The organism is Actinoplanes sp. CA-131856, assembly GCF_050956135.1.
Lineage (GTDB): Bacteria > Actinomycetota > Actinomycetes > Mycobacteriales > Micromonosporaceae > Actinoplanes.
In genome coordinates, this window is the sequence record NZ_CP191849.1 from 2,979,549 (window position 1) to 3,002,268 (window position 22,720).

Below are 22,720 nucleotides of genomic sequence, written 5' to 3' on the forward strand. Positions count from 1 at the left end.
ACCCGTGTAGGCGGAAGGGACCCCCATGAGATTCAGAGCCCTCGCGGCTTCCGTGGCCGCAGTCGTCGGCCTGAGCATGCTCCACCAACTACCGGCGTCCGCGGCCGAGCCCGACCCGGCTCCGTCCGCCAAGATCGAATCGACCCTGAAGGACCGCTTCCGTACGCAGGCGTCCTCCGACTTCTGGATCACCTTCGCGACCGGGGCCGACCTCGGGCCGGCGAAGAAGATCGCCGACTGGGCCGCTCGCGGCCGGTTCGTCTACGACGCGCTGACCGCCGCCTCGAAGAAGTCCCTGGCCTCCGTCTCCCCCGAGCTCGACAAGGCCGGTGTCAAGTACACGCCGTACCCGATCGCCAACGCCGTGCTCGTGCGGGGCGGCACCGAGAAGCTCGCCCTCGACGTGGCGGCGCGGGTGCAGGTCGCCGAGATCCACGCGACGCCGCAGGCCGCGCTCGTCGACCCCGTGGACAAGGAGACGCCCCCGGCCACCCGCAGTGACAACGACACCGTCACCTGGGGTCTGGAGGCCATCCACGCCCCGCAGGCCTGGGCCATGGGCGCCACCGGCGCCGGCATCACGGTGTCCAATCTCGACTCGGGCGTGCAATTCGACCACCCCGCCCTGGCGAAGCAGTACCGCGGCACCAAGCCCGACGGCACCGTCGACCACAACTACAACTGGATGGCGACCCGGGGCTCCTGCGCGAGCGCGCCGTGCGACGACAACGGGCACGGCACACACACCATGGGCACCATGGTCGGCCAGGACGGCGCCGACCACGTCGGCGTCGCGCCGGACGCGCAGTGGATCGCCACGAACGGCTGCTGCGACAACTCCGGCGTCGAGTCGCTGCTGAAGTCCGGCTGGTGGCTGCTGGCGCCGACCGACCTCCAGGGGAACAACCCCGACCCGGCCAAGCGCCCGCACGTCATCAACAACTCATGGGGCCAGACCGTCGAGCACAACTTCGACGACTTCTTCCAGGCCATCGACGAGGCCTGGACCGCGGCCGGCATCTTCAGCACGTGGTCGTCGGGCAACACCTCGCCGTACGCGGCCTGCGACACCGTCTCCTCACCGGGTTCGGCCGCGAGCGCCTACTCCGTCGGTGCCCTCTCGCCGGACGGCACGCTCGCGTCGTTCTCCCGCAAGGGCGAGGGCGAAGGCGGCACGATCAAACCCGAGATCTCCGCACCGGGTGACGCGGTCCGCTCCTCCTACCCGAACAACAGCTACATCGAGATGTCCGGTACGTCCATGGCGGCACCGCACGTCGCCGGCGCCGTGGCCGACCTCTGGAGCTACGACCCGACGCTGATCGGCCAGGTCGAACAGACCCGCCGACTGCTCGGCGAGTCGGCCGTCGATGTCGACGACACCGAGTGCGGCGGCACCGCCGAGATCAACAACAAGTACGGCGAGGGGCGGCTCGACCTCGTACGCCTGCTGGAGCTCGCGCCCCGCAAGGGCGGCACCCTCACCGGCGTCGTCACCGCCGGCGGCGCCCCGGTCCCGGCCGCGGACGTGACGATCAGCGGGCCGTTCAGCCGCTCGATCGGCACCGACAAGGACGGCAAGTTCACCACGAACCTCCCGGCCGGCGACTACCGGCTCAGCACCAAGGTCTTCGGCTACCTGACCGCGACCGCCGACGTCACCATCACCCTCGGCCAGGACACCGCCGTCACGCTGCCGCTCACCGCGGCCGTCCGGCACGACATCAGCGGCCGGATCGTCGACGACAAGAAGCGGCCCGTCGCGAACGCCGACGTCTCCATCAAGGACACTCCGCTGAAGCCGGTCCGCACCGGCGCCGACGGCACCTTCGCGATCGCGGCGGTTCCCGAGGGGTCGTACGGCCTGGCCGTTGAACCCAATGCCTGTTTCTCGCCCACGACGGTCCCGCTGACGGTCGGCGCGCAGAACACGCCGTCCGAGATCTCGGTCGGGCTCGTGGTCGACAAGGGTGGCTACAGCTGCGCCGTCACCGAGGGCGAATATCTGCGCGGCACCGATCCGGTCACCTTCGGCAGCGGCGTCTGGGCCACGGTGAAGCTGCCGTTCCCGATCGCGCTCTACAACGGCAGCCACGACACCCTCGGCATCGGCCTGCGCGGCGTCATCTCCCCGGACACCAGCACCGGACCGGGCTTCGGCGGCGCCGGGATCTTCCCGTTCTCTGTGCAGACCCCCGTCGAGTTCGCTCCCGGCGGCGGCGTCTTCACGGCGGCCACCAAGGTCAACGGTGAGGACGCGTTCGTCGTCGAGTACCGCAACGCCAAGCTGTGGGCCTACCCGACCCGGTCGGAGTACACGGCGCCGGTCAACTTCTCGGCCACGCTCACCCGCTCGGGCACCGTGATCTTCGGGTACGGCGACGGCATCGGGACCGACGACCCGGTGACCGCCGGCGCGCACGCCGTCACGGGCATCCAGGGCTGGGCCGGCGTCGACGGCATCCGGTTCTCCGAGAGCTCACCGGTGCTGCGCGACGGCATGGTCGTCACCTACGACCTGCCCGACTTCGGCTATCTCGACGCGACGGTCGCCGACCGGAACGACGGGCAGCCGGTGGCCGGTGCGAAGGTCTCCTTCAGCACCAAGGACGGGCTCGTCGAGGCCGTCACCACCAACGGGACGGGCATCGTGCACCGCCAGCTCCCGGTCGGCGATTACACGATGACGGTCGAGGCGCCGAACTACACGACCGCGACCTACCCCTTCTCGCTGAAAGAGCTTTATTCCAAGGCCCAGATCGATGTACGTCTGACGACGGGCGCCGCCGGTCTGAAGACCGACGGCCTCGACGCGCTGATGGGCACCGGCCAGAACGGCGTGGGCTCGCTCACGCTGACCAACAACGGGTCGGCCCCACTGACGTACAACCTGGGCGAAGCCGCACGGCACCCCGAGCTCGACCCCACCACCGCCGCCGCGCGCACCGGCACCGGCGCGGCCAGCAAGATCGACCTGGCCGCGTGGAAGGCCGGCGCGAGCGGCATGCAGCCGTCGAGCGCGGCGGCCAAGGTCGGCGCGACCGCCGGCGGCGACGTCATCAGCCGCATCTCCATCCCCGGCACGATCGCCGAGAAGGAGCCCTCCGGCATCGGATACGACGGTGACGTCTGGGTCCACGACTACATCGCGCGCACCAACACGGCGTACACAGTGACCGGCAAGAAGACCGGCAAGGTCTTCGACGCCTCGTGGAACCCCGACTACCGCGCGTTCGACATGGCCCTGGACACCAAGACCGGTGACATGTGCCAGATGGAGGACAGCCCGGCCAGCTACATCCACTGCTTCAACCGGGACACCGGCAAGGAGACCCGGCAGATCAAGGGTGACTGGTCGACGCTCCAGCTGACCGGTCTCGCCTACAACCCGGCCCAGGACGTCTTCTACGTCGGCGGCCGCGTGAACGGCATGATCGGCACCGTCGCCGGCACCTCGCACGACAACCCGGGCGCGCTCCTGTCGTTCTGCGCCCCGCCGCTGCCCGAGGTGATGGGCCTGGCCTACAACCAGGCGTCGGACACCATCTGGTACACCGACCTCACCTCGAACCGGCCGACCCGCCTGCTGCAGGTCGACCCCGGGGACTGCTCGCTGGTGAACGCGTGGTGGTTCCCCGGCCAGAAGGCCGGCCAGGGCGGCGGCCTCGAGACCGACGCCACCGGCGCGCTGTGGGCGGCCGACCAGATCGCCGACGACGTCGTGCTCGTCGACGTCGAGGACGACCTGCTCACCGACCTGCCGTGGCTGTCGCTCTCCTCGACCGATGGCACCCTCGCCCCCGGCCAGTCGGCGACCGTCAAGGTGTCGATCTCCTCGAAGGGCGCCAAGCCCGGCGTCCAGGGCGCGAACATCGTGGTCCGGTCGGACTCCGGGCGCCAGTCCAAGACGTACGTCCCGGTGACCCTCACGACCACGAAATATCAGGTCGGCGTGAACGCCGGCGGCGCGAAGCTCACCGACGGCTCCGGCTACACCTGGTCGGCCGACCAGCCCGCCGGCAAGAAGTCGTGGGGCTACGAGGGCAAGAAGACGAAGGTCGCCTCCACGAAGGCTCCCCTCGCCGCGCTCTTCCAGTCGCAGCGGACCACGGCCGACAAGCAACTGTTCTACACCTTCCCGGACGCGCCCAAGGGCACCTACGCGATCGACCTCGGATTCGCCGAGATCGAGAAGGTGGGCAAGGGCAAGCGGGTGTTCGACGTCCTCGTGGACGGAACGCTGCAGGATTACGCGTACGACCCGGCCGGGTCCGTGGGGCTGAACACCCCGGACTGGCGCCAGGCCGTCGTGAAGCACGAGGGCGGTCCGCTGACCGTGGAGCTGCGGGGCTCGAAGGGCCTGAAGGCCCCCAGCATCGCCGCCCTGCGGGTGACGCTCGACCCGCGCGCCGACGCGGTGGAACCGGAGCCCGAACCCGAGCAGCCGGACCCGGGCCGCGTGCCGGTGGCTCCCGCCGGACGCTCGTACACGATGAAGGTGACCGAGGGCCTCTACCGCCAGGGCACTCAGGAGTCGGGCTGGCACGGCGACGACCTCTGCGGCCCGCTGTTCTTCGACGCCGGATATCTCCAGCCGTTCTACGACACCGCCTGGGACGGGGTCTGCGTGACGACGAACGGGTCGCTGACCTTCGACCGGGCCGGCACGTCGGGAAGCAACACGGCGCTCCCGTCCTCGAACCCGATCGACGCCGTCTATCCGTTCTGGGACGACCTGGTGGTCGACGACGAGGGCGGCATCTACTTCGGAACCACCGAGGTGGACGGCCAGGCGGCGCAGGTCGTCGAATGGCGCGACGTCACGTTCTTCAGCGACCCGACAGCCCGCGTGAGCTTCTCGGTCACCCTGATCGCCGACGGCCGCATCCAGATCGGATACGGCGACGGAGTCGGCGGCGACAACCCGCTCACGCAAGGGTCGTCGGCGACGGTCGGCGTGGAGAGCCTGACGCGCAACCCCGCGGGTCAGTACTCCGTCAATCAGCCCGTCCTGAAGGCCGGCCTGGGACTGGAGTACAGCCTCCCGTCCTCGGGCACGATCGAGGGCACGGTCACCGACAAGAACGACGGCAAGCCGATCGAGGGCGCGATCGTGACCATCAACGGGCGGGTCCTCACGGCCGATGTGAAGGGCCGGTGGAAGGCGCAGGCGCTGGTCGGCGAGAACACGGTGCAGATCTCGGCGCCGAACTACGTCACCGTCAGCAAGCCGGTGACCATCGCCAAGAAGGACCAGGCCGAGGTGATGAACGCGGCACTGACCACGGGCATCGCCACGGTCACGGGCGGCGACCTCGACTGGCTCCTCGACAAGGGCTCGTCGGCGACGGCCAAGGTGACGGTCACCAACAGCGGTTCCGCGCCGCTGGAGGTGCGGATCAGCGAGGCCGAGGAGCTCCCGTGGCTGTCCCTGACAGGCGCGGCGGCAACCGGCACGGTCAAGCTGGCGGCCGGCGCGTCCACGACGGTCACCGCGAAGGCGTCCAACGCCGGTCTCAAGCCCGGCATCGTCACCGGGAACGTGCTGGTGACGTCGAACGCGGCCAAGGGCGACACCCAGACCAGGCCGGTCCGGATGGCGACGTCGGCCTACTGGAAGGGCGTGGACGCCGGCGGATCCGGCTACGTCGACGCGAGCGGCTTCTTCTGGTCACCCGACCAGGCGCTCGGCTCCCGCACATGGGGCTACCAGGGCGGCAAGGTCCACACCACCCGGTCCGCCATCGCCGGCACGGAGGACGACGCGCTGTTCCGCACCCAGCGGACGGGCGAGACGTTCAGCTACGTGTTCAGGAACGCCCCGGCCGGCACCTACCGCATCGGCCTCGACTTCGCGGAGTTCGAGAAGGTCAAGCCCGGAAAGCGAGCCTTCGACGTCCTGGCCGACGGGAAGATCGCCCTCTACGACCACGACGTCCAGGCCAAGGCCGGCACCCTGACCGCCGACCGGAACACCGTCACCGTCAAGCACACCGGCGGCGACCTGACCCTCACCTTCACCCGAGAGAAGGGCGAGGACGATCCGATCCTCAACGCCCTGAAGATCCAGGAGGACCCACGCCTCTGAGCCGGTCATGAATGTCAGGGCCTCCCCAGCGACTCGCTGGGGAGGCCCTGCCACTCCGATCGGCCGCTCGACACCGGTCCGACGTCCGCCAAGCGCCCGCTTTCTCGTGGGGAACGCCGTCTTCCTGGTTCTCTTGTGCGCGGTTCCGGGGCCCGGGCTGTCCGCCCAGGACGAACCGGCAGTGGTGGGAATGAACGTTGCCGCGTGTTTCCTGGGACCGGCACGTTTGTTGTCAGTTTCTCGGCCTCGCGACCACTATCACTTGCACGGCCGCCCAGGAAGCCAGCAGTTTGGCTTACGCGTTCCTCCCCAGCCTCCTGACGGGCGCCCTCCTTCGACTCCCAGCTCGGCGGCGGCATCGGCGTTTACTTGGTCCTTTGCCTTGTCTTCCTGCTCCTCGCGGTCGCCGTAACAGCCACGTGGTCCCGATTGCACGTCAAGCCGCAACCGCCGGCACGCGGGCCGAGACCGCAACACCTCCGAGGACGACCCGCTCCGAACCGTGGTGGTGGCTCTGGCCGTCGGCGCGATCGGCCTGGGCATCCTTTACGGCATTCGAGTCAGAAAGTGACCCATGCTCAGAATGCCCGTCCCGTGCGGGGGTCTGGTGGCGTATCCATCGGTTGTTGGGTTCTGTCGCTATTTTCGGCTGGGTGGAAAAGGGTGGGGGCGCTGATTTCCGACTGCTGCGGCCCTGGATCGATGTGCGACGTTGGCTGGCATGCGTGGTCGATCGTGGATGGTTGCTGCGACTCTCGTGTTCGCCGGGCTTTTCGTGCCGGGGACGACCGCTGACGCCGCCGTTGCGGCTGTGGCCAAGGTGAACTTTCAACCGGGCGGGTCTGCTGTGCCGGCCGGATATGTCGCTGACACCGGGGCGGGCTTCGATGCCGTTCGGGGCTACGGCTGGGTGCGGCGGGGCAGTAGCGATGCGCTTGATCTGACCCGTAACACGCGGGATCGCGGGCGGGCCGGTGTCGATGCGCGGCTCAACACGCTCGTTCACATGCAGTACAGCGGGACCAACGGTGTCACCACCGAAGGGGCCTGGGAGTACGCCGTTCCCAACGGCACCTATCAGGTCACCGTTTCCGTGGGGGACCAACCCCCGTACGACAGCCGGCACACCATCCGGGTCGAAGGCGTCCCGGCCGTCGACGGCTTCGTCTCCACCGCCTCCGCCGAGTACCGGCAGGGGAGCGCTACCGTTGCCGTCACCGACGGGCGGCTCACCGTCGACGCGGTCGGCGGGAGCAACACCAAGCTGAACTATGTGGACATCGCCCACGACTTCGCCCTCAAGGTGGACTTCTCCGACGCCGCGACCTCGCCCGCGGCCGGCTATGTCCGGGACTCGGGTGGGGCCTTCACCTCGGCCCGGGGCTTCGGCTGGGTGGATCTCGGGGAGCGTACGCCGGTCGACCTCACCGGCAACGGCCGCAACCGGAACCCCGCCGCCGGGCAGGCCGACGCGCGGCTCGCCACCTTCATGCACGCCCAGCTTCCCGCCGGGTCGGCCGGTGTGGCCACCCCCGGTGCCTGGGAAGCCGCCGTCCCGTCCGGCCTGTACACCGTGACCGTTGCGGTCGGAGACGCCGGCACGGCCGTCGACAGCACGCACTGGGTGTCGGTCGAGGACCAGAACGCCGTCGCCGGCTTCGTGCCCACCGCGGGCACCAAATTCGCCACCGCCACGCGCACGGTCCGGGTGACCGACGGCGCTCTCACGATCAGCCCGATCGGTGGGGTCAACACCAAGTTCGCGTACGCCGATATCGCCTCCGTGGCCGCCATGCCCGGCGTGCGGGCCAGCACGCCGGCCAACAACGCGACGAACGTTCCCGTCACGACCAGCGTCGTCGAGGACCTCGTCCTCCCCAACGGCGGCGTCAAGGCGGACACCCTCACCGCCTCCACCGTCACCCTGACTCGGCTCAGTGATGGCGCCGCCGTCCCGGCCACCACCATCACCAGCGGTGGGGGAGACGTCATCAACCTCTCGCCGACCGCCCCTCTCGCGCCGCTCACCCGATATCGCTTCACCGTCACCAGCGGTGTCACCGACGTGACCGGGAAGCCTTTCGCCCCGTACTCCATCGTCTTCACCACCGGCACCGGCGGCACGACCGGCGGCCCGATCGCCTTCGACAAGACCGTCGGCGTCGCCACCGGCGCGCCTTTCACCACCGTCGTAAAAGGGCCCGACGGCCGTCTTTATGCGGGCACTCTCGACGGCCGCATCTTCCGCTTCCCCATCAACGCGGACGGCACCCTCGGCACCGCCACCGTCATCAATTCCGTACGAGACAACGCCGGCACCACCCGCACCGTGATCGGCATGGCCTTCGACCCGGCTTCCACCGCGGCCGCCCCGATTCTGTGGGTCACCGACAACTACGAGTACGTCGGCCCGCTCAACGTTCCCGACTGGTCGGGCCGGATAGGCCGGCTCAGCGGGACCACGTACACCCCCATGGTCGTCAATCTGCCGCGCAGCGTGAAGGACCACGAGACCAATTCGCTGGCCTTCGGACCGGACGGCGCTCTGTACGTCTCCCAAGGCGCCAACAACGCCATGGGCGCCCCCGACTCCACCTGGGGCAACCGCCCCGAACGCCTGCTCAGTGCCGCGATCCTGCGCCTCGATCCGGCCAAGCTCACCGGGACGCCCTTGAACGTCAAGACCGAGGAGGGCGGCACGTACGACCCGTACGCCGCCAACGCTCCTCTGACGATTCACGCCACTGGCGTACGCAATGCCTTCGATCTGGTCTGGCACCGCAACGGCCATCTTTACGCGCCCACCAACGGCTCGGCGGCCGGCGGAAACACCCCGGCGACTCCGGCCACCCTGCCCGCCTCCTGCGCGAGGCGCGGATATACCGGACCGGCCGTGCCGGCGCTGTCCAATGTGCCCACCGCCGAGACCGATTACGTCTTCGACGTACGCCCGGGCCGCTATTACGGTCACCCCAATCCGGCCCGCTGCGAATGGGTTCTGGCCGGCGGCAATCCCACCGCCGCCACCGATCCCTTCCAGGTCGGCGCCTATCCCGTCGGCACGCCGGCCGACCCCAATCTGCATCTTGCCGGCATCTACGACGCCGGGCTGCACGCGTCGGCCAACGGCGTCGTCGAATATCGCGGCGGCGCCCTCGACGGCAAACTGCTCGTCGTGCGCTATTCGGCCGGCCAGGACATCGAGACCTTCGACGTCGCCGCGAACGGCGTCCTCTCCAACCGGACCGTCGGGATCACCGGCTTCACCGGCTTCAGCCAGCCCCTCGACATAACCCAGGATCCGACGACCGGTTTCCTGTACGTCACGGAGCTCGGCGCCTCCCGCATCACCCTTCTCCAACCGCGACCGTGACGGCCCTCACTGCATTAGCAAGATCTCGCGACGACTATCAGATCAGCCGTTCCCACGGGGGATGAACAACGGCTGTCTGGAGGGCGACGTGCAGACCCGCCTGCGCCTGCTGGGCTGGATCGCCCGGAGAATCCGCCGGCCGGAAACCGGTGAGCCCCCGACACTGGCCATGCTGCCGGACAAATCGCTGTTCCCGCTCTATCGGGACGGGCTCGACCCCGGAACCGAGTTACGCGGGAAACCTCCGGTGAGCCGGCTCCCGCTGCCGCTCGGCATCCGGGCCTGGCTGGTGACGGGCTACGAACCGGTGCGGGCCGTGCTCGGCGATTCCGGCCGTTTCAGCAACGACTTCGGCAAGTTCGCGGCCACGGTCGGGCTGACCGCCGGGGAGCAGCCGGGCGGGCTCGGGATGATCGACCCGCCCCTGCACACGCGGCTGCGGCGGATGGTCATGCCGGAGTTCACCATGCACCGGCTGGCCCGGCTCCAGCCCCGCATCGAGGCCATCGTGAACGACCGGCTCGACGCGATGGCCGCGACCGGCGGGCCGGTCGACCTGTTGCAGGAGTTCGCGCTGCCGGTTCCCGCGCTGACCATCTGCGAGCTGCTCGGCGTGCCCTATGAGGACCGCGATCTGGTGCAGAAGTTCAGCGCGGCCCGCTTCGATCTGGGCGACGGGGCGTACGCGCCGCTCGACGCCATCAACGAGTCGCGGGCCTACCTGCGCGACCTGGTCGCCGACCAGCGGCGCCGGCCGGGCGACGGGCTGATCGGGTCGCTGATCGCGGCCCACGGCGACGAGCTGAGCGACCAGGAGCTGGCCGGGCTGGCCGACGGCGTGCTCACCGGCGGCCTGGAGACCAGCGCCAGCATGCTCGCCCTGGGCGCCCTGGTCCTCATGACGCAGCCCGAGCTGGCCGCGCCACTGCGCGCCGGCGAGCCGGCCGACGCGCTGGTCGAGGAGCTGTTGCGCTATCTGACCGTGGTGCAGGTCGGCTTCCCGCGGTTCGCCGTGCGCGACCTCGAGCTGGACGGCGCCTCGATCAAGGAGGGCGACATCGTCATGTGCTCGCTTGCCGGGGCCGACCGCGACGGCGTGCTCGGCCCGGGCATGGACCGGATCGACGCGGGCCGCGCCACCAGCCGGTCGCACCTGGCGTTCGGGCATGGCCTGCACCGCTGCGTCGGGGCCGAGCTGGCCCGGATGGAGCTGCGCATCGCCTATCCGGCGCTGGTGCGGCGATTCCCGCACCTGCGCCCGGCCGTCGACCCGGCGACCCTGCCGATGCGCCGCGCCTCGATCGTCTTCGGCCTGGAGGCCCTTCCCGTCGCTCTTTAGGCCTTGCGCCCGGCCCCGTGCAGGAACGTCTCGACCAGGGTGTCGGCCGCCTCGGCGGCCGAGCTGCCGGGCAGCTCCACCGCGGCCAGCTGGAGCATCTGGTGGAGCAGGCGGCTGGTCCAGCGCGCCGGCAGGTCGGTGCGCAGATGACCCTCGTCGGCGGCGCGGCGCAGGAAGGCGTCGAGCGCCTCGACCGAGCGCTGGCGGCGCTCGCGGATCTCGGGGTCGACCAGCATGCGGGCCAGGTCGACGGGCCAGGTGCGGTTCACCTCGATGATGCCCTCGACATAGCGGTGCAGGGCGACCGGCACCGGTGACTCGGTGAGCCGGGCCGCCGTCATGGCCCGCTCGATCGCGTCGAGGCGGGCCACGTAGATCGCCTGGAGCAGATCCTCACGCGTGGCGAAGCGCCGGTAGACCGTGCGCCGGTCGACGCCGGCCTCGGCCGCGATGGCGCTGACGCTGGCCGCCGGGTCGGCCGCGAGCATGCGCGCCCCCGTGGTCAGGACGGTTTCCAGGTTGCGTGCCGCGTCAGCTCTCATACCCCCAAGGTAGCACCCGATCGTGCAACTTAAGGGAAGTAGCTCTACATCACAGAGGCTTTTCAGCCCGCTAAATGCCACGCTACTGTGTCACTTATGCAGAACACGACGTACCCCAAGCTCTTCATCGGCGGCACCTGGACCGAGCCCACCGACCCCCAGCCCCTCGCGATCGCCTCCCCGCACGACCAGGCGGTGATCGGCCGGGCCGTGCAGGCCCAGCCGGCCGACATCGACCGCGCCGTCGCCGTCGCCCGCGAGGCCTTCGACCACGGCCCCTGGCCGCGGACCGCCCCGGCCGACCGGATCGCCGTCCTCCGCCGCTACAACGAGCTCCGCGCGAGCCGCGGCGAGGACATCGCGCAGATCATCTCGGCCGAGAACGGCTCCGCGCTCTGGTTCACCCGGGCCGGTCAGGGCGGCCTGTCCCGCCAGGCCACCAGCTACCTCCAGGCGGCCGAGCAGTTCGGCTGGGAGGAGACGCTGACCCCGTCCGACCCGAACGCGCCGTTCGCCTCGGTGGTGCGCCGGGCCCCGGTCGGCGTGGTGGCCGCGATCATCCCGTGGAACTCGCCGTTCTCGGCGGCCAACGCGAAGATCATCCCGGCCCTGCTGGCCGGCAACACGGTGATCCTCAAGGTGTCGCCGGAGAACTCGCTGAGCATGAACCTGCTGGCCGAGCTCATGGTGGACGCCGGGCTGCCCGAGGGCGTGCTCAGCGTCCTGCCGGCCGACCGGCAGACCAGCGAGCACCTGGTCCGGCACCCGGGCGTCGACAAGATCGCCTTCACCGGCTCGACCGGCGCCGGCAAGCGGATCGCCTCGCTCGCCGGTGAGCAGCTCAAGCGGGTCAGCCTGGAGCTGGGCGGCAAGTCGGCCGCGATCATCCTGCCCGACGCCGACATCGAGAAGGCCGCGCAGGGCCTGAAGTTCGGCTCGCTGCTCAACAACGGCGAGGCCTGCATCGCGCAGACCCGCATCCTCGCCCCGCGCGGCCGTTACGACGAGGTCGTGACCGCGCTGAAGGGCATGGTCGAGTCGCTCGGCGTCGGCGACCCGTCGGCCGACACCACCTTCATCGGCCCGATGGTCCGCCCCGACCAGCAGCAGCGCGTCCGCGACTACATCGACCTCGGCGTGGCCGAGGGGGCCCGGATCGTCACCGGCGGCTCGCAGATCCCGGCCGGGCTGGAGAAGGGCAACTACGTCACGCCGACCCTGTTCGCCGACGTCGACAACGGCATGCGCATCGCCCAGGAGGAGATCTTCGGGCCGGTCCTGGTCGTCATCGCCTACGAGGACGAGGACGACGCGGTCCGCATCGCCAACGAGTCCGAGTACGGCCTGTCCGGCGGCATCTGGTCGGGCGACCCCGACCGGGCCATGGCCGTGGCCCGCCGCCTGCGCACCGGCACCGTGACCATCAACGGCGCCCCGATCGGCTTCGACGGCCCGTTCGGCGGCTTCAAGAACAGCGGCGTCGGCCGCGAGTACGGCGCCGTCGGCCTCAGCCAGTACATCGAATACCAGACCGTGACCCGTGGAGTCTCAGCATGAACCAGTCACTGAAGCGGATGGCCATGACCGCGCTCGTCCTGGCCATCCTGCTCGCCTCGCTCGACCAGACCATCGTCTCCACCGCGCTGCCCCGCATCGCCACCGACCTCGACGGCTTCAGCAACATCGGCTGGGTCAGCGCCGCCTATCTGCTCGCCTCCACGGCCGCCACCCCGATCTGGGGCAAGCTCGGCGACATGCTCGGCCGGCGCCGGCTCTACCTGGTCGCCGTCGTGGCGTTCCTGATCGCCTCGGCCCTGTGCGGCCTGGCCCAGAACCTGCCCGAGCTGATCGCCGCCCGCACCGCGCAGGGCCTGGCCGGCGGCGGCCTCGCCGTGCTCACCTTCGCCCTCGTCGGTGACATCGCCGAGCCCACCGAGCGCGGTCGCTACCAGGCGATGTTCGGCTCCGTCTACGGCGTGGCCAGCGTGGCCGGTCCACTGCTGGGCGGGGTCTTCACCGACACCCTGTCGTGGCGCTGGGCCTTCCTGATCAACGTGCCGGTCGGCCTGGTCGCCATCGCGCTGGCCGCCCGCGCGCTGCCTCGGTTCTCCGCGTCCCTCACCGTCAAGATCGACTACGCCGGCGCGACCCTGATGGCCGGGCTGGCCACCGCGCTGGTCCTGGTGGCCTCGTTCGGCGACCGCTGGGGCTGGACCTCGTGGCGCACCCTCGGCTTGGCCGTCCTGGCCGTGGCGCTGATCGCGGCCGTCGTCCCGGTCGAGCGCCGGGCCGCCGCCCCCGTGCTGCCGCTGCCCATGCTCACCTCCCGGACCGTGCTGATCTCCTCGTTGATCGGCTTCATCGCCAACATCGCGATGTTCAGCGCCCTGATCTACCTGCCCACCTACCTCCAGGTTGTCGACGGCGTCTCGGCCACTCTCTCCGGCGTACACATGCTGCCCCTCGTGGCCGGTCTCGTGGCCAGCCAGACCGTGGCCGGTCGTCTGATCGGCGACCCCGCCCGCCAGCGCGTCATCCTGCTCACCGGCCTGCTGCTCAACGTGGCCGGGCTGCTCCTGCTGAGCACGCTGAGCCCCGGCACGCCGGTCCTGCTGGCCGCCCTGTGGTTCCTGATCATGGGCGTCGGCATCGGCATGGTGCCGATGGTGGTGATGGCCTCCGTGCAGAACGCCGTGCCCACCCAGGACCTCGGCGCGGCCAGCGCGATCGTCACCTTCGCCCGCTCGATCGGCGCCGCGCTCGGCGTCGCGGTCTTCGGCAGCCTGCTCACCGAGGGCTCACCGGCGGTGTTCGCGGCCTCCATCGACCGCGCCTTCCTCTGGCTGGTCCCGCTGGTCGCGCTCGGCGCCGCCCTGACCCTGCTGCTCCGCCCGGCCCGCCGCCCGCACAGCGCCCCCCGACCGGCCGAAGCCGCCCAGCTGAACCCGGCCGAGGCCGCTGAGCTGAACCCGGCCGAGGCCGCTCAGCTGAACCCGGCCGAGGCCGCCCGGCTGCGCTCCGCCGGCGCCGGAAGCCGATGACCAGATGTGCGCGATCATCGACACCATGGAACACGCGGCGCTCGACGATCTCCGGCTCTGGGTCCGCTCCGAGCTGACGGCCTGGCGACGGCCCGGGGTGACCGACATCCTCGACCTGGCCGTCCACCCGACCCGGCCCTGGGCCGGGCCACGGTCGAGGTGGACGACGGGGAGAAGACCGTCGCCCTGATCGACCTCTCCGGGGCTCACCACCTGCTCGACATCGGGACGGCGAACGCCCCGGCCTGGTCACCCGACGGCCGCTACCTGGCGGTGCTGGCGCCGGCGGGCGCGATGCGGACGGTCCGGATCCTCGAGGTCGACTCCACGACCTCCTCCCGGGTGGCCCACCAGCTTCCCGACCAGCGGGGGAGCGTCGAATCGCTCGCCTGGTCGCCGGACGGCAGCCGGCTGGCCGTGCTGGTGGCCGAGCCCGGAGCCGAGATCGCCGACGTGAACGGCTCGGGCACGATCGAGCCGGCGGGCACCCAGGCCGCCTGGACGCCGGACGTGTTCCCCCGGCCGGACTGGGGACGGCGGGTCGCCCGCATCTGGGAACCCCGGACCGGGCGTGTCGAGACCCGCCGGCCGGAGATGAACGTCTGGGAGCTGGCCTGACTCGGCCCCGGCGACCTGATCGCGGTCGCGAGCGACGGAGCCGGCGAGGATCCGCACGCCGATGCTGCTCACCGCGGGCGCCAAGGACCTGGCCACCCCGCCGTCACAGGCTGTGCTTCTTTATCGCGCGCTCGCCCGCACCGGCGTACCGACGCAAATGGTTATTTATCCGGAAGAGGGGCATGGCGTGCACCATCCGGACGCGTCGGTCGATCAGCTGGCCCGCATCCTGGGCTGGTTCGAGACGTACCTCTGAATCAGCTGTCGAGGCGCAGGTCCGGGTGGCGTCCGGCGACCGTGCGCATCCGCCACTTGTGCGGGAAGACCGCCAGCAGGGCGCCGTCGCGGACGCGGGTCATGACCTCGACGTTCGACTCGGACTTCAGGATCTCCTGGCCGGCCGCGTCGGTGCGGGCGGCCACCTCGTACGGCAGGTGGTCGAGCTGGACCTTGACCCCGAACTCGGCCTCGAGGCGGTGGGTGGCCACCTCGAACTGCATGGGACCGACGGCGGCCAGCACGGGGGCCTGGTCGCCGCGCTGCTCGGAGCGGAGCACCTGCACGACGCCCTCGCCGTCGAGTTGCTCGATGCCACGGCGGAAACGCTTGAAGGCGGAAGTGTCATTGGTCCGTACGACCGCGAAATGCTCCGGCGGGAACGACGGCAGCTGCGGGTATTGCACCTGGTCGCCCGTGTAGAGGGTGTCGCCGATGCCGAGCGCTGTCGCGTTCACCAGGCCCACCACGTCGCCCGGGAAGGCCTCGTCGATCGTCTCGCGGCCCCGGCCGAAGATCTGCTGGGCGTACTTGGTGGCGAACGGCTTGCCGGTGCCGGCGTGCGTGACGACCATGCCGCGCTCGAAGCGCCCCGAGCAGATCCGCATGAAGGCCACCTGGTCGCGGTGGGCCCGGTTCATGTTGGCCTGCATCTTGAAGACGAAGCCGGAGAACGTGCCGTCGACCGGCTTCTCGCCGCCGTCGGCGGTGGGCCGGGCGGTGGGCGGCGGGGCCAGCTCGACCAGGATGTCGAGCAGCTGCCGTACGCCCAGGTTGGCCACCGCCGCCCCGAACAGCACCGGCGTGCTGGTCGCGGCCAGGAACGTCTTCTGGTCGTGGTCGGCCTCGGTCATCGCCAGCAGTTCGAGCTCCTCGGTGGCGGTGGCCCAGTCGGCGCCGAAGCGCTCGGCCGCCTCCTCGGGGCTCATCTCCTCCTCGATGGCCAGCTCGGCGCCGCCGGGGGAGCGCTCCATCCGGACGAAGACGCCGGTGCGCCGGTCGATCACGCCCCGGAAGTGCCCGGCGATGCCGACCGGCCAGGTCAGCGGGGTCGGCTTGAGCCCGATCCGCTGCTCGATCTCGTCCATCAGGGCCAGCGCGTCGTTGCCGGGCCGGTCCCACTTGTTGATGAAGGTCATCACCGGGATGCCGCGCTGGCGGCACACCTCGAACAGCTTCAGCGTCTGCGGCTCCAGGCCTTTGGCCGCGTCGAGCAGCATCACCGCGCTGTCGACGGCGGTCAGCACGCGGTAGGTGTCCTCGGAGAAGTCGGCGTGCCCGGGTGTGTCGAGCAGGTTGATCACGACGTCGCGGTAGGAGAACTGGAGCGCGGCCGAGGTGACCGAGATGCCACGCTGCTGCTCCATCTCCATCCAGTCGGAGACGACGCCCTTGCGGTCGCCCTTGCCGTGCACGGCGCCGGCCGAGCCGATCACCCGTGCGTGCAGCGCCAGCGCCTCGGTCATGGTCGACTTACCGGCGTCCGGGTGCGAGATCACCGCGAACGTCCGCCTCCGGCCCGCCTCCACGGCGACTGCCGACGACGCCGGCGCGTTCTGACTCACGATCTGCTCCCTACCACCCGGTGGACAACCTGACGACGCTATCTCGCCGGGGGCCGTTCCGAGCGCCGGGGGCGCGTGATGTTGCACTTAGACGTATACGTCTATAGCGTGGAAACGTGCCGTTGGACGCCTCCCGCAACAGCTTGGTCATGCCGTTGCTCGGCCTGCTGGTCGAGCAACCGGGCCACGCCTACGACCTCACCGCCCGTTTGCAGTCGCGCTATGCGCAGCTGCACGTCACCCGCAGCACGGTCACGACACTGCTGAAGAGCATGGAAAAGGCGGGCACCGTCGTTTCCCGCGCGCCGGCCGCGGTGGACGGCCGCCCACCGCGGACGGCGTACGAGCTGACCCGCGCGGGTGTCGCCGACCTCGGCCGGCGGGTCGAAACCGGCCTGCGTGAGGGCGGTCCCGCCTCCCTCGACTTCATCCTGGCCGTCTCCTACGCCGGCCTCATCCCCGCCGGGAGGGTGGGCGTGATCCTCGAAGCGCGGGCCGACCGCCTCGCCGGTGAGGCCGGCCTGCGTCAGGAGGGGGCGGATGAGCTGGCCGAGGTCTACATGCTCGAAGCGGACTACTGGCGGGCCGTCGTCACGGCCGAGATGGAGTGGATCAGAGGGCTGGTGGCGCGGATCCGTTCGCGCGACATCTTCTGGCCCCGGCCGATCAGCGAAGGGACCGAGTCGTGAAGTTCGGCATCTGCGTGACCACTGTCGGCAGCCTGGGCCTGGTCACCGACACGTACCGGCCCAAGAGCGCCTTCGCCGTCTACCGTGATCTGATCGGTGAGGCGCGCCGTCCCGGACGGCGCGGGCGCGATGCCACGACCGGGCCGCGTCGATAGGCTCCCGGGAAAGCCGCCGACCGGGGACGAGGGATGAGCCGGACCAGAGCGCACCTTCTCGCCGTGGCCGAGCAGCTGTTCGCCGAGCACGGCGTCTTCACGATCTCCAACCGGCAGATCAGCGAGGCCGCGGGTCAGGGCAACACGGCCGCCGTCGGCTATCACTTCGGGTCGAAAGACGATCTGGTACGCGCCATCGTGCGCCACCACTCGGTGCCGACCGAGGAGATCCGGGCCGGCCTGCTGGCCCGCTTCGACGGCAGCACCGTCCTGCGCGAGCGGGTCGGGTGCCTCGTTCTGCCGTACACCCGGCATCTGGCCTCTCTCGGGACCCCCAGCTGGTACGGCCGCTTCGCCGCCCAGCTGATGACCGAGCCGAAGCTGCGAGAGCTGGCGGCGGCCGAGGTCGGCGAGGCCCCGACGTTGCGCGCGGCCACCGACGCCCTGCACGCCTGCCTGCCCGGGCTGCCCGATCGGGTCCGCCGGGAGCGCGACGACATGGCGCACACCCTGATCGTCCATTTCTGCGCCCAACGTGAACGTTCCGTGACCCCGGAGTGGCCGTCCGCCGCGAGCGGTCTGATCGACGCGATTCAAGGCCTCTACCAAGCCCCGTACACCTCCCTGGAAGTCAATCAGTTGGTTTAATCTTGGGCCCCGGCTGGTCTCCACTCCGGACGGTCTCCGCGAAAGGGCCCCGCATGTTCCCCTCCTCCCCCCACCGTTACAAGCCCGAGGAGCTGGAGTGGCTGCGCTCCCGCTATCGGCGCGAACGGGATCGCCGCATCCGCGACGAGGGCAACGCCCAATATCGGCGGGCGTCCGGCGAGATCGCCACCGACCCGTACACCGAGCGGGCCGAGCGTTCTCCGCTGACCGACCGGGTCGAGGCGCTGGTCATCGGCGGCGGCTTCGGCGGCCTGCTGGCCGGGGCCCGGCTGCGCCAGGCCGGCGTGCGCGACCTGCGGATGATCGACGAGGCCGGCGACTTCGGCGGCACGTGGTACTGGAACCGCTACCCCGGCGTCCAGTGCGACATCGAGTCCACCGTCTACATGCCGTTGCTGGAGGAGGTCGGCTACGTCCCCAAGTGGCGCTACGCCCCCGGCGAGGAGATCCGCGGCCATGCCGTCGCCATCGCCAAGCAGTTCGAGTTGTACGCCGACGCGCTGTTCCACACCAAGGTCAATGAGCTGCGCTGGGACGACGACACGGCCGAGTGGACGGTGACAACCGACCGGGGCGACGTGTTCCGCGCGCGCTACGTGGTCATCTCGTCGGGCACCCTGACACAGCCGAAACTCCCCGGCATCCCCGGCGTCGACGAGTTCGGCGGCCACATCATGCACACCAGCCGCTGGGACGAGTCGTACGACCTGAACGGCAAGCGCGTGGCCGTGGTCGGCACGGGCGCCAGTGGCATCCAGGTGATTCCCCAGATCGCCGAGAAAGCTTCGCAGCTGTACGTCTTCCAGCGCACCCCGTCGTCGGTGGACGTCCGCGACAACCGCCCGATCGACCCGTCGTGGGCGGCCACGCTGAAGCCCGGCTGGCAGCGGGAGCGGATGGAGAACTTCCTGACCCTGGTCACCGGCGGCCACGTGGCGGAAGACCTGATCAACGACGGCTGGACGGCCACCGCGGCCCTCCAGCGCCAGATGCTGACCGGCACGGTCGACCCGACGATCTCGGCCGAGGACCGCGCGTTCCTCGACGAGCGGGCGGACTTCCGCAAGATGGACGAGATCCGGGCCCGGGTGGCGTCGGTGGTCGAGGATCCGGAGACCGCGGAGAAGCTGAAGCCGTGGTACCGCTACATGTGCAAGCGCCCGACGTTCAGCGACAACTACCTGCCGACGTTCAACCGCCCGAACGTGACCCTGATCGACACGGCCGACTCGGGCGGCATCACGGCGATGACCTCGTCGGCCGTGGTCGTGGGGGAGCAGGAGTACGAGGTCGACTGCGTGGTGCTGGCCACCGGTTTCGAGACGGGCATCTCGGGCGTGCTATCCGGAACCTTGCCGGTCTACGGCCGGGGCGGCCTGCCGCTGCTGGGCCATTGGCGCAACGGTCCGCGCACGCTGCACGGTTTCGCCAGCCACGGCTTCCCCAACTTGTTCCACTTGGGCTCGTTGCAGAACGCGGCCGCGGTGAACTTCACCCACGTCCTCCAGGAACAGGCCACCCACATAGGCGAGTTGGTGGCCGAGGCGGCCCGCCGGGAAGCCCACCACATCGAGCCGACGGCCGAGGCCGAGGAGGCCTGGGTGGCGACGATCCGGGAGACGGCCCCCAACAATTTCGACTTCCAGTCGGAGTGCACCCCCGGCTACTACAACGGCGAGGGAAAGCCCCGCCCGGTGAACAATTCGTTCGGCCCAGGCCCCGTCGTCTTCCACGACTTGCTACGCAGTTGGCGCGCGTCGGGCGGCATGGACGAGGTCATGCACAGCGCCTGACCGCCGCTCCCAGGGGTGGCCCTTCGCCCGGCCACCCCTTTGGCTGCCCACCGCGGTGACCGTGCCCCTTTGTCGACCGCCCCTTCCGCGGCCGCCGCTCTGCCGGTCGTCTTGTCAGTGCCCCTCGCGGTAGCGGGCGTACTTGGCGCGGTTGCCGCAAGTCGCCATCGAGCACCAGCGCCGGGCGCCGGCCTTGGACACATCGTAGAACCGCAGCCGGCACTCAGGGTTGGCGCACTTGCGGATCCGCCCCGGGTTCTCCTTCAGCAGCCGCAGATAGCCCTCGGCGGCCTGCCACGCGGCATGCCAGGCCGGCGTGTCCGTCTCGACCACGCTCTCCGGCCCGTTCACCGTGAGGCGCCGCCGATAGTGACCGTGGCGCAACGTCTCGTTGAGCAGCGCCCGCGACCGCACCGGGTCGGGCATCTCGGGCTGCACGAGCTCGAACAGCGCCTCCCGCGTAGCCACCAGCGCCTCGACCGTCTCCGCCGTCCGCGGCCCACGGAGCCCGTTCGTGGACAACCAGATCTCCAGCCCACCCGGGCGCTTCAACAGATCGTGGGCCGTGCCGTCCTCGTCGGTCCACTGCGTGTTCAGCAGATCGAGCGGCAGAGGCTCGCCGGTCAGGGGACGTGGATCTTCGTGCGTGCTCATCACCTCCATCCAACCACGCTCATCGGATTCACCGGTGAAAAGAGATTATCCGGTTGACTCCTTCGCGGTCAACCGGTAATTTGTGTTTCACCGGTTGAAGGAGGTGGCATGAGCTTCGCTGTTTCGTCCAAGCCCATGGGTCGCTATCACCGAGGCGAGCTGATCGCCCAGCAGCGGGCGGGCGCCCGCGACGAGGCCACCCGCCTCACGGGGATGTTCAACGCCGAGATCCCTCTGGCGGCCGCCGCCTTCCTGGCCGCTCAGCCGATGATCGTCCTGGGCGCCACCGACACCCACGGCGACGTCTGGTCCACCATGCTGACCGGTGTCCCCGGCTTCATCAGAGTCACCGCCCCTTCGACGATCGAGATCGCCGCGACGCCCGCCCCCGGCGACCCACTGCACGAGGTCCTTTCCGCTCCGGCCCAGGGCGACACCGCTCCGGCCCAGGGCGACACCGCTCCGGTGCAGGTCGGCATGATTGCCATCGAGCCGGGCACCCGTCGGCGCGTCCGTATGAACGGCGTCGCTCGTCCCACCGTGGCCGGTCTTCGGATCGAGCTACAGCAGATCTATGCCAACTGCCCGAAATACATTCAGAAACGCCGCCCGATGCGGGCCTCGGCGACGCCGGGCGTTCCTCGGGTCGGCGGCTCGCTGACGGCCGAGGAGAGGGCCTTCGTCGGTCAAGCCGACACCTTCTTCGTCGCCACCGCCGACGCCGACGGCAACGCCGATGCCTCCCACCGTGGCGGGAACCCCGGCTTCCTGAGCTCGCTGAGCCCCACCCATCTGCGCTGGCCCGACTACGCCGGCAATTCGATGTTCAACACATTCGGCAACTTGGAGGTGAACCCCCGGGCCGGCCTCCTGATCCCCGATTGGCCCACCGGCACCCTGCTCCACCTCACCGGCAGCGCGGTGGTCGACTGGAACCCGGCCCATGCCGCCGCCGTTCCCGGCGCCGAGCGCCTGGTCGACTTCACGGTGGACCGGGTTGTCCGCGTCGACCAGTCCTCATCTCTGCGCTGGACTTCGCCCGAGCTCTCCCGCTTCAACCCGTCTTCGTCCTTCGGGGGGTGATCGTGGCTAGGTGTGGGTGCTGAGGTGGAAGACCGGCCAGCCGATCTCGGTGCGCCAGGCGGTGGGGGTCAGGGTGTCACGGGGGCCGATCAAGTAGGTCTCGTGGACTGGGCCATTGACGGCCAGGGCGTGCTCGACCACCCAGGCGCCCAGGCGACTGTAGGTCACCTCGATGTCGTCGTGGGGGCCCTGGTGCACGGTTACCGCCAGTTCGGTTGGGGGCAGCTCCAGGCGGTCGTCGGGGTGAGGGGTGCGCACCGGGTGGAACACTGTCATCCGGCCCTTGCCTGTGGTGAACAGCTCGTTGGCGTAAAGGCCGCCGGGTGGGCCGGTGCGCTCGCCGGGTGGGTACCTGGCGTCCAGCGTGCGCATGGACTCGGCGTACCAGGGAAGGACCCGGTGTGAATCGACCAAGCCCTCGACCGCGGCGACCGTGCGGGGTGGCTCGGAGCGCAGGGTCACCGCCAGGTCCTCGGGGTCGGGGGTCAGCAGGCGGCGCAGTGAAGCCACGGCGCGGCGGGTTCGGTCGAGCTCGTCCTCCAGGCGGTGCAGGTGGGCGGTCACCAGGTCGGCGCGTTTCCGCGGGTCGTCGGTGGCCAGGATCGACCGCACCTCGGCCAAGGGCACGTCGAGCTCGCGTAGGCGGTGGATGACCTGGGCGGCCGGGATCTGCTCGGGGGAGTAGTAGCGGTAGCCGCTGGACGGGTCGACCGTGCGGGGTTCGAGCAGGCCGGCCTCGTGGTAGCGCCGCAACGTGCGCACGCTGAGGTGGGTCAGTGTGGCGAACTCGCCGATGGTGAGACCTTGACGCACCTCACCACCCTGCCACGTTGAC

Annotated in this window: 17 protein-coding genes; 13 read left to right on the forward strand and 4 right to left on the reverse strand. The window is 70.2% G+C overall.

The genetic code is table 11. The features are described 5' to 3' along the window. Positions 1-25: 25 nt before the first annotated feature. The 3 genes from ACQP2X_RS14155 (at position 26) to ACQP2X_RS14165 (ending at position 10,800) form a co-directional block, all read left to right on the forward strand. Positions 26-6,088, forward strand: coding sequence for a S8 family serine peptidase (locus ACQP2X_RS14155; protein WP_498697061.1), 6,063 nt, complete (start codon positions 26-28; stop codon positions 6,086-6,088). 1,006 nt (positions 6,089-7,094) lie between these two features. Next, the gene (locus ACQP2X_RS14160; protein WP_498697063.1) at positions 7,095-9,461 is read left to right on the forward strand and encodes a PQQ-dependent sugar dehydrogenase; all 2,367 of its coding nucleotides are present in this window, start codon (positions 7,095-7,097) and stop codon (positions 9,459-9,461) included. Positions 9,462-9,522: 61 nt separating this feature from the next. Beyond that, entirely contained in the window at positions 9,523-10,800 is a 1,278-nt protein-coding gene (locus ACQP2X_RS14165) for a cytochrome P450 (RefSeq protein WP_498697065.1), read from the forward strand. Here the strand turns inward: ACQP2X_RS14165 and ACQP2X_RS14170 are convergent. Next, entirely contained in the window at positions 10,797-11,342 is a 546-nt protein-coding gene (locus ACQP2X_RS14170; RefSeq protein ID WP_498697067.1) for a TetR/AcrR family transcriptional regulator, read from the reverse strand. The two genes, ACQP2X_RS14165 and ACQP2X_RS14170, sit on opposite strands and share 4 nt — an antisense overlap. A gap of 96 nt (positions 11,343-11,438) precedes the next feature. On the opposite strand from ACQP2X_RS14170, the gene ACQP2X_RS14175 reads away from it, so the two are divergent. The 5 genes from ACQP2X_RS14175 (at position 11,439) to ACQP2X_RS14195 (ending at position 15,257) form a co-directional block, all read left to right on the forward strand. Further along, a complete protein-coding gene (locus ACQP2X_RS14175) occupies positions 11,439-12,899 on the forward strand; it encodes an aldehyde dehydrogenase (protein WP_498697069.1) in 1,461 nt (486 codons plus the stop codon). Beyond that, positions 12,896-14,383, forward strand: a complete 1,488-nt coding sequence (locus ACQP2X_RS14180) for an MDR family MFS transporter (protein WP_498697070.1) — start codon at positions 12,896-12,898, stop codon at positions 14,381-14,383. Before ACQP2X_RS14175 ends, ACQP2X_RS14180 begins: the two co-directional genes overlap by 4 nt. A gap of 25 nt (positions 14,384-14,408) precedes the next feature. Then, positions 14,409-14,573 carry a hypothetical protein gene (locus ACQP2X_RS14185; RefSeq protein WP_498697071.1) on the forward strand — a complete coding sequence of 55 codons (165 nt, stop codon included), beginning with the start codon at positions 14,409-14,411 and terminating at the stop codon, positions 14,571-14,573. After that, positions 14,543-15,001, forward strand: a complete 459-nt coding sequence (locus ACQP2X_RS14190; protein WP_498697072.1) for a WD40 repeat domain-containing protein — start codon at positions 14,543-14,545, stop codon at positions 14,999-15,001. Before ACQP2X_RS14185 ends, ACQP2X_RS14190 begins: the two co-directional genes overlap by 31 nt. 61 nt (positions 15,002-15,062) lie before the next feature. Next, a complete protein-coding gene (locus ACQP2X_RS14195) occupies positions 15,063-15,257 on the forward strand; it encodes a prolyl oligopeptidase family serine peptidase (protein ID WP_498697074.1) in 195 nt (64 codons plus the stop codon). A 1-nt stretch (position 15,258) separates the two neighbouring features. On the opposite strand, the gene ACQP2X_RS14200 is transcribed toward ACQP2X_RS14195, so the two are convergent. After that, positions 15,259-16,842 carry a peptide chain release factor 3 gene (locus tag ACQP2X_RS14200; protein WP_498697076.1) on the reverse strand — a complete coding sequence of 528 codons (1,584 nt, stop codon included), beginning with the start codon at positions 16,840-16,842 and terminating at the stop codon, positions 15,259-15,261. Positions 16,843-16,958: 116 nt separating this feature from the next. On the opposite strand from ACQP2X_RS14200, the gene ACQP2X_RS14205 reads away from it, so the two are divergent. The 4 genes from ACQP2X_RS14205 to ACQP2X_RS14220 are packed head-to-tail and all read left to right on the forward strand — an operon-like array spanning position 16,959 to position 20,148. Then, positions 16,959-17,531, forward strand: a complete 573-nt coding sequence (locus ACQP2X_RS14205) for a PadR family transcriptional regulator (RefSeq protein ID WP_498697078.1) — start codon at positions 16,959-16,961, stop codon at positions 17,529-17,531. Continuing rightward, on the forward strand, positions 17,528-17,686 hold the full coding sequence (locus ACQP2X_RS14210; protein WP_498697081.1) for a hypothetical protein: 159 nt from the start codon (positions 17,528-17,530) through the stop codon (positions 17,684-17,686). Before ACQP2X_RS14205 ends, ACQP2X_RS14210 begins: the two co-directional genes overlap by 4 nt. 33 nt (positions 17,687-17,719) lie before the next feature. Then, entirely contained in the window at positions 17,720-18,334 is a 615-nt protein-coding gene (locus tag ACQP2X_RS14215) for a TetR/AcrR family transcriptional regulator (RefSeq protein ID WP_498697083.1), read from the forward strand. Between the two features lie 53 nt (positions 18,335-18,387). Further along, the gene (locus ACQP2X_RS14220) at positions 18,388-20,148 is read left to right on the forward strand and encodes a flavin-containing monooxygenase (RefSeq protein ID WP_498697085.1); all 1,761 of its coding nucleotides are present in this window, start codon (positions 18,388-18,390) and stop codon (positions 20,146-20,148) included. 114 nt (positions 20,149-20,262) lie between these two features. Here the strand turns inward: ACQP2X_RS14220 and ACQP2X_RS14225 are convergent, their stop codons facing one another. After that, complete coding sequence (locus ACQP2X_RS14225; protein ID WP_498697086.1) at positions 20,263-20,802, reverse strand: CGNR zinc finger domain-containing protein; 540 nt, start codon at positions 20,800-20,802, stop codon at positions 20,263-20,265. 108 nt (positions 20,803-20,910) lie between these two features. Here ACQP2X_RS14225 and ACQP2X_RS14230 point away from each other — a divergent pair, with 108 nt between their 5' ends. Then, positions 20,911-21,885: a pyridoxamine 5'-phosphate oxidase family protein gene (locus ACQP2X_RS14230; protein ID WP_498697087.1), complete on the forward strand. Its 975-nt coding sequence runs from the start codon at positions 20,911-20,913 to the stop codon at positions 21,883-21,885. A 6-nt stretch (positions 21,886-21,891) separates the two neighbouring features. On the opposite strand, the gene ACQP2X_RS14235 is transcribed toward ACQP2X_RS14230, so the two are convergent. Next, positions 21,892-22,698 carry a MerR family transcriptional regulator gene (locus tag ACQP2X_RS14235; protein ID WP_498697089.1) on the reverse strand — a complete coding sequence of 269 codons (807 nt, stop codon included), beginning with the start codon at positions 22,696-22,698 and terminating at the stop codon, positions 21,892-21,894. Positions 22,699-22,720 lie beyond the last annotated feature (22 nt).

What these genes read in the sequence shown, in the direction of transcription:
- ACQP2X_RS14155 (WP_498697061.1), top strand. Translation starts at nt 26, where the DNA reads ATGAGATTCAGAGCCCTCGCGGCTTCCGTGGCCGCAGTCGTCGGCCTG.
- ACQP2X_RS14160 (WP_498697063.1), top strand. Translation starts at nt 7,095, where the DNA reads ATGCAGTACAGCGGGACCAACGGTGTCACCACCGAAGGGGCCTGGGAG.
- ACQP2X_RS14165 (WP_498697065.1), top strand. Translation starts at nt 9,523, where the DNA reads ATGAACAACGGCTGTCTGGAGGGCGACGTGCAGACCCGCCTGCGCCTG.
- ACQP2X_RS14170 (WP_498697067.1), bottom strand. Translation starts at nt 11,342, where the DNA reads ATGAGAGCTGACGCGGCACGCAACCTGGAAACCGTCCTGACCACGGGG.
- ACQP2X_RS14175 (WP_498697069.1), top strand. Translation starts at nt 11,439, where the DNA reads ATGCAGAACACGACGTACCCCAAGCTCTTCATCGGCGGCACCTGGACC.
- ACQP2X_RS14180 (WP_498697070.1), top strand. Translation starts at nt 12,896, where the DNA reads ATGAACCAGTCACTGAAGCGGATGGCCATGACCGCGCTCGTCCTGGCC.
- ACQP2X_RS14185 (WP_498697071.1), top strand. Translation starts at nt 14,409, where the DNA reads ATGGAACACGCGGCGCTCGACGATCTCCGGCTCTGGGTCCGCTCCGAG.
- ACQP2X_RS14195 (WP_498697074.1), top strand. Translation starts at nt 15,063, where the DNA reads ATGCTGCTCACCGCGGGCGCCAAGGACCTGGCCACCCCGCCGTCACAG.
- ACQP2X_RS14215 (WP_498697083.1), top strand. Translation starts at nt 17,720, where the DNA reads ATGAGCCGGACCAGAGCGCACCTTCTCGCCGTGGCCGAGCAGCTGTTC.
- ACQP2X_RS14220 (WP_498697085.1), top strand. Translation starts at nt 18,388, where the DNA reads ATGTTCCCCTCCTCCCCCCACCGTTACAAGCCCGAGGAGCTGGAGTGG.
- ACQP2X_RS14225 (WP_498697086.1), bottom strand. Translation starts at nt 20,802, where the DNA reads ATGAGCACGCACGAAGATCCACGTCCCCTGACCGGCGAGCCTCTGCCG.
- ACQP2X_RS14230 (WP_498697087.1), top strand. Translation starts at nt 20,911, where the DNA reads ATGAGCTTCGCTGTTTCGTCCAAGCCCATGGGTCGCTATCACCGAGGC.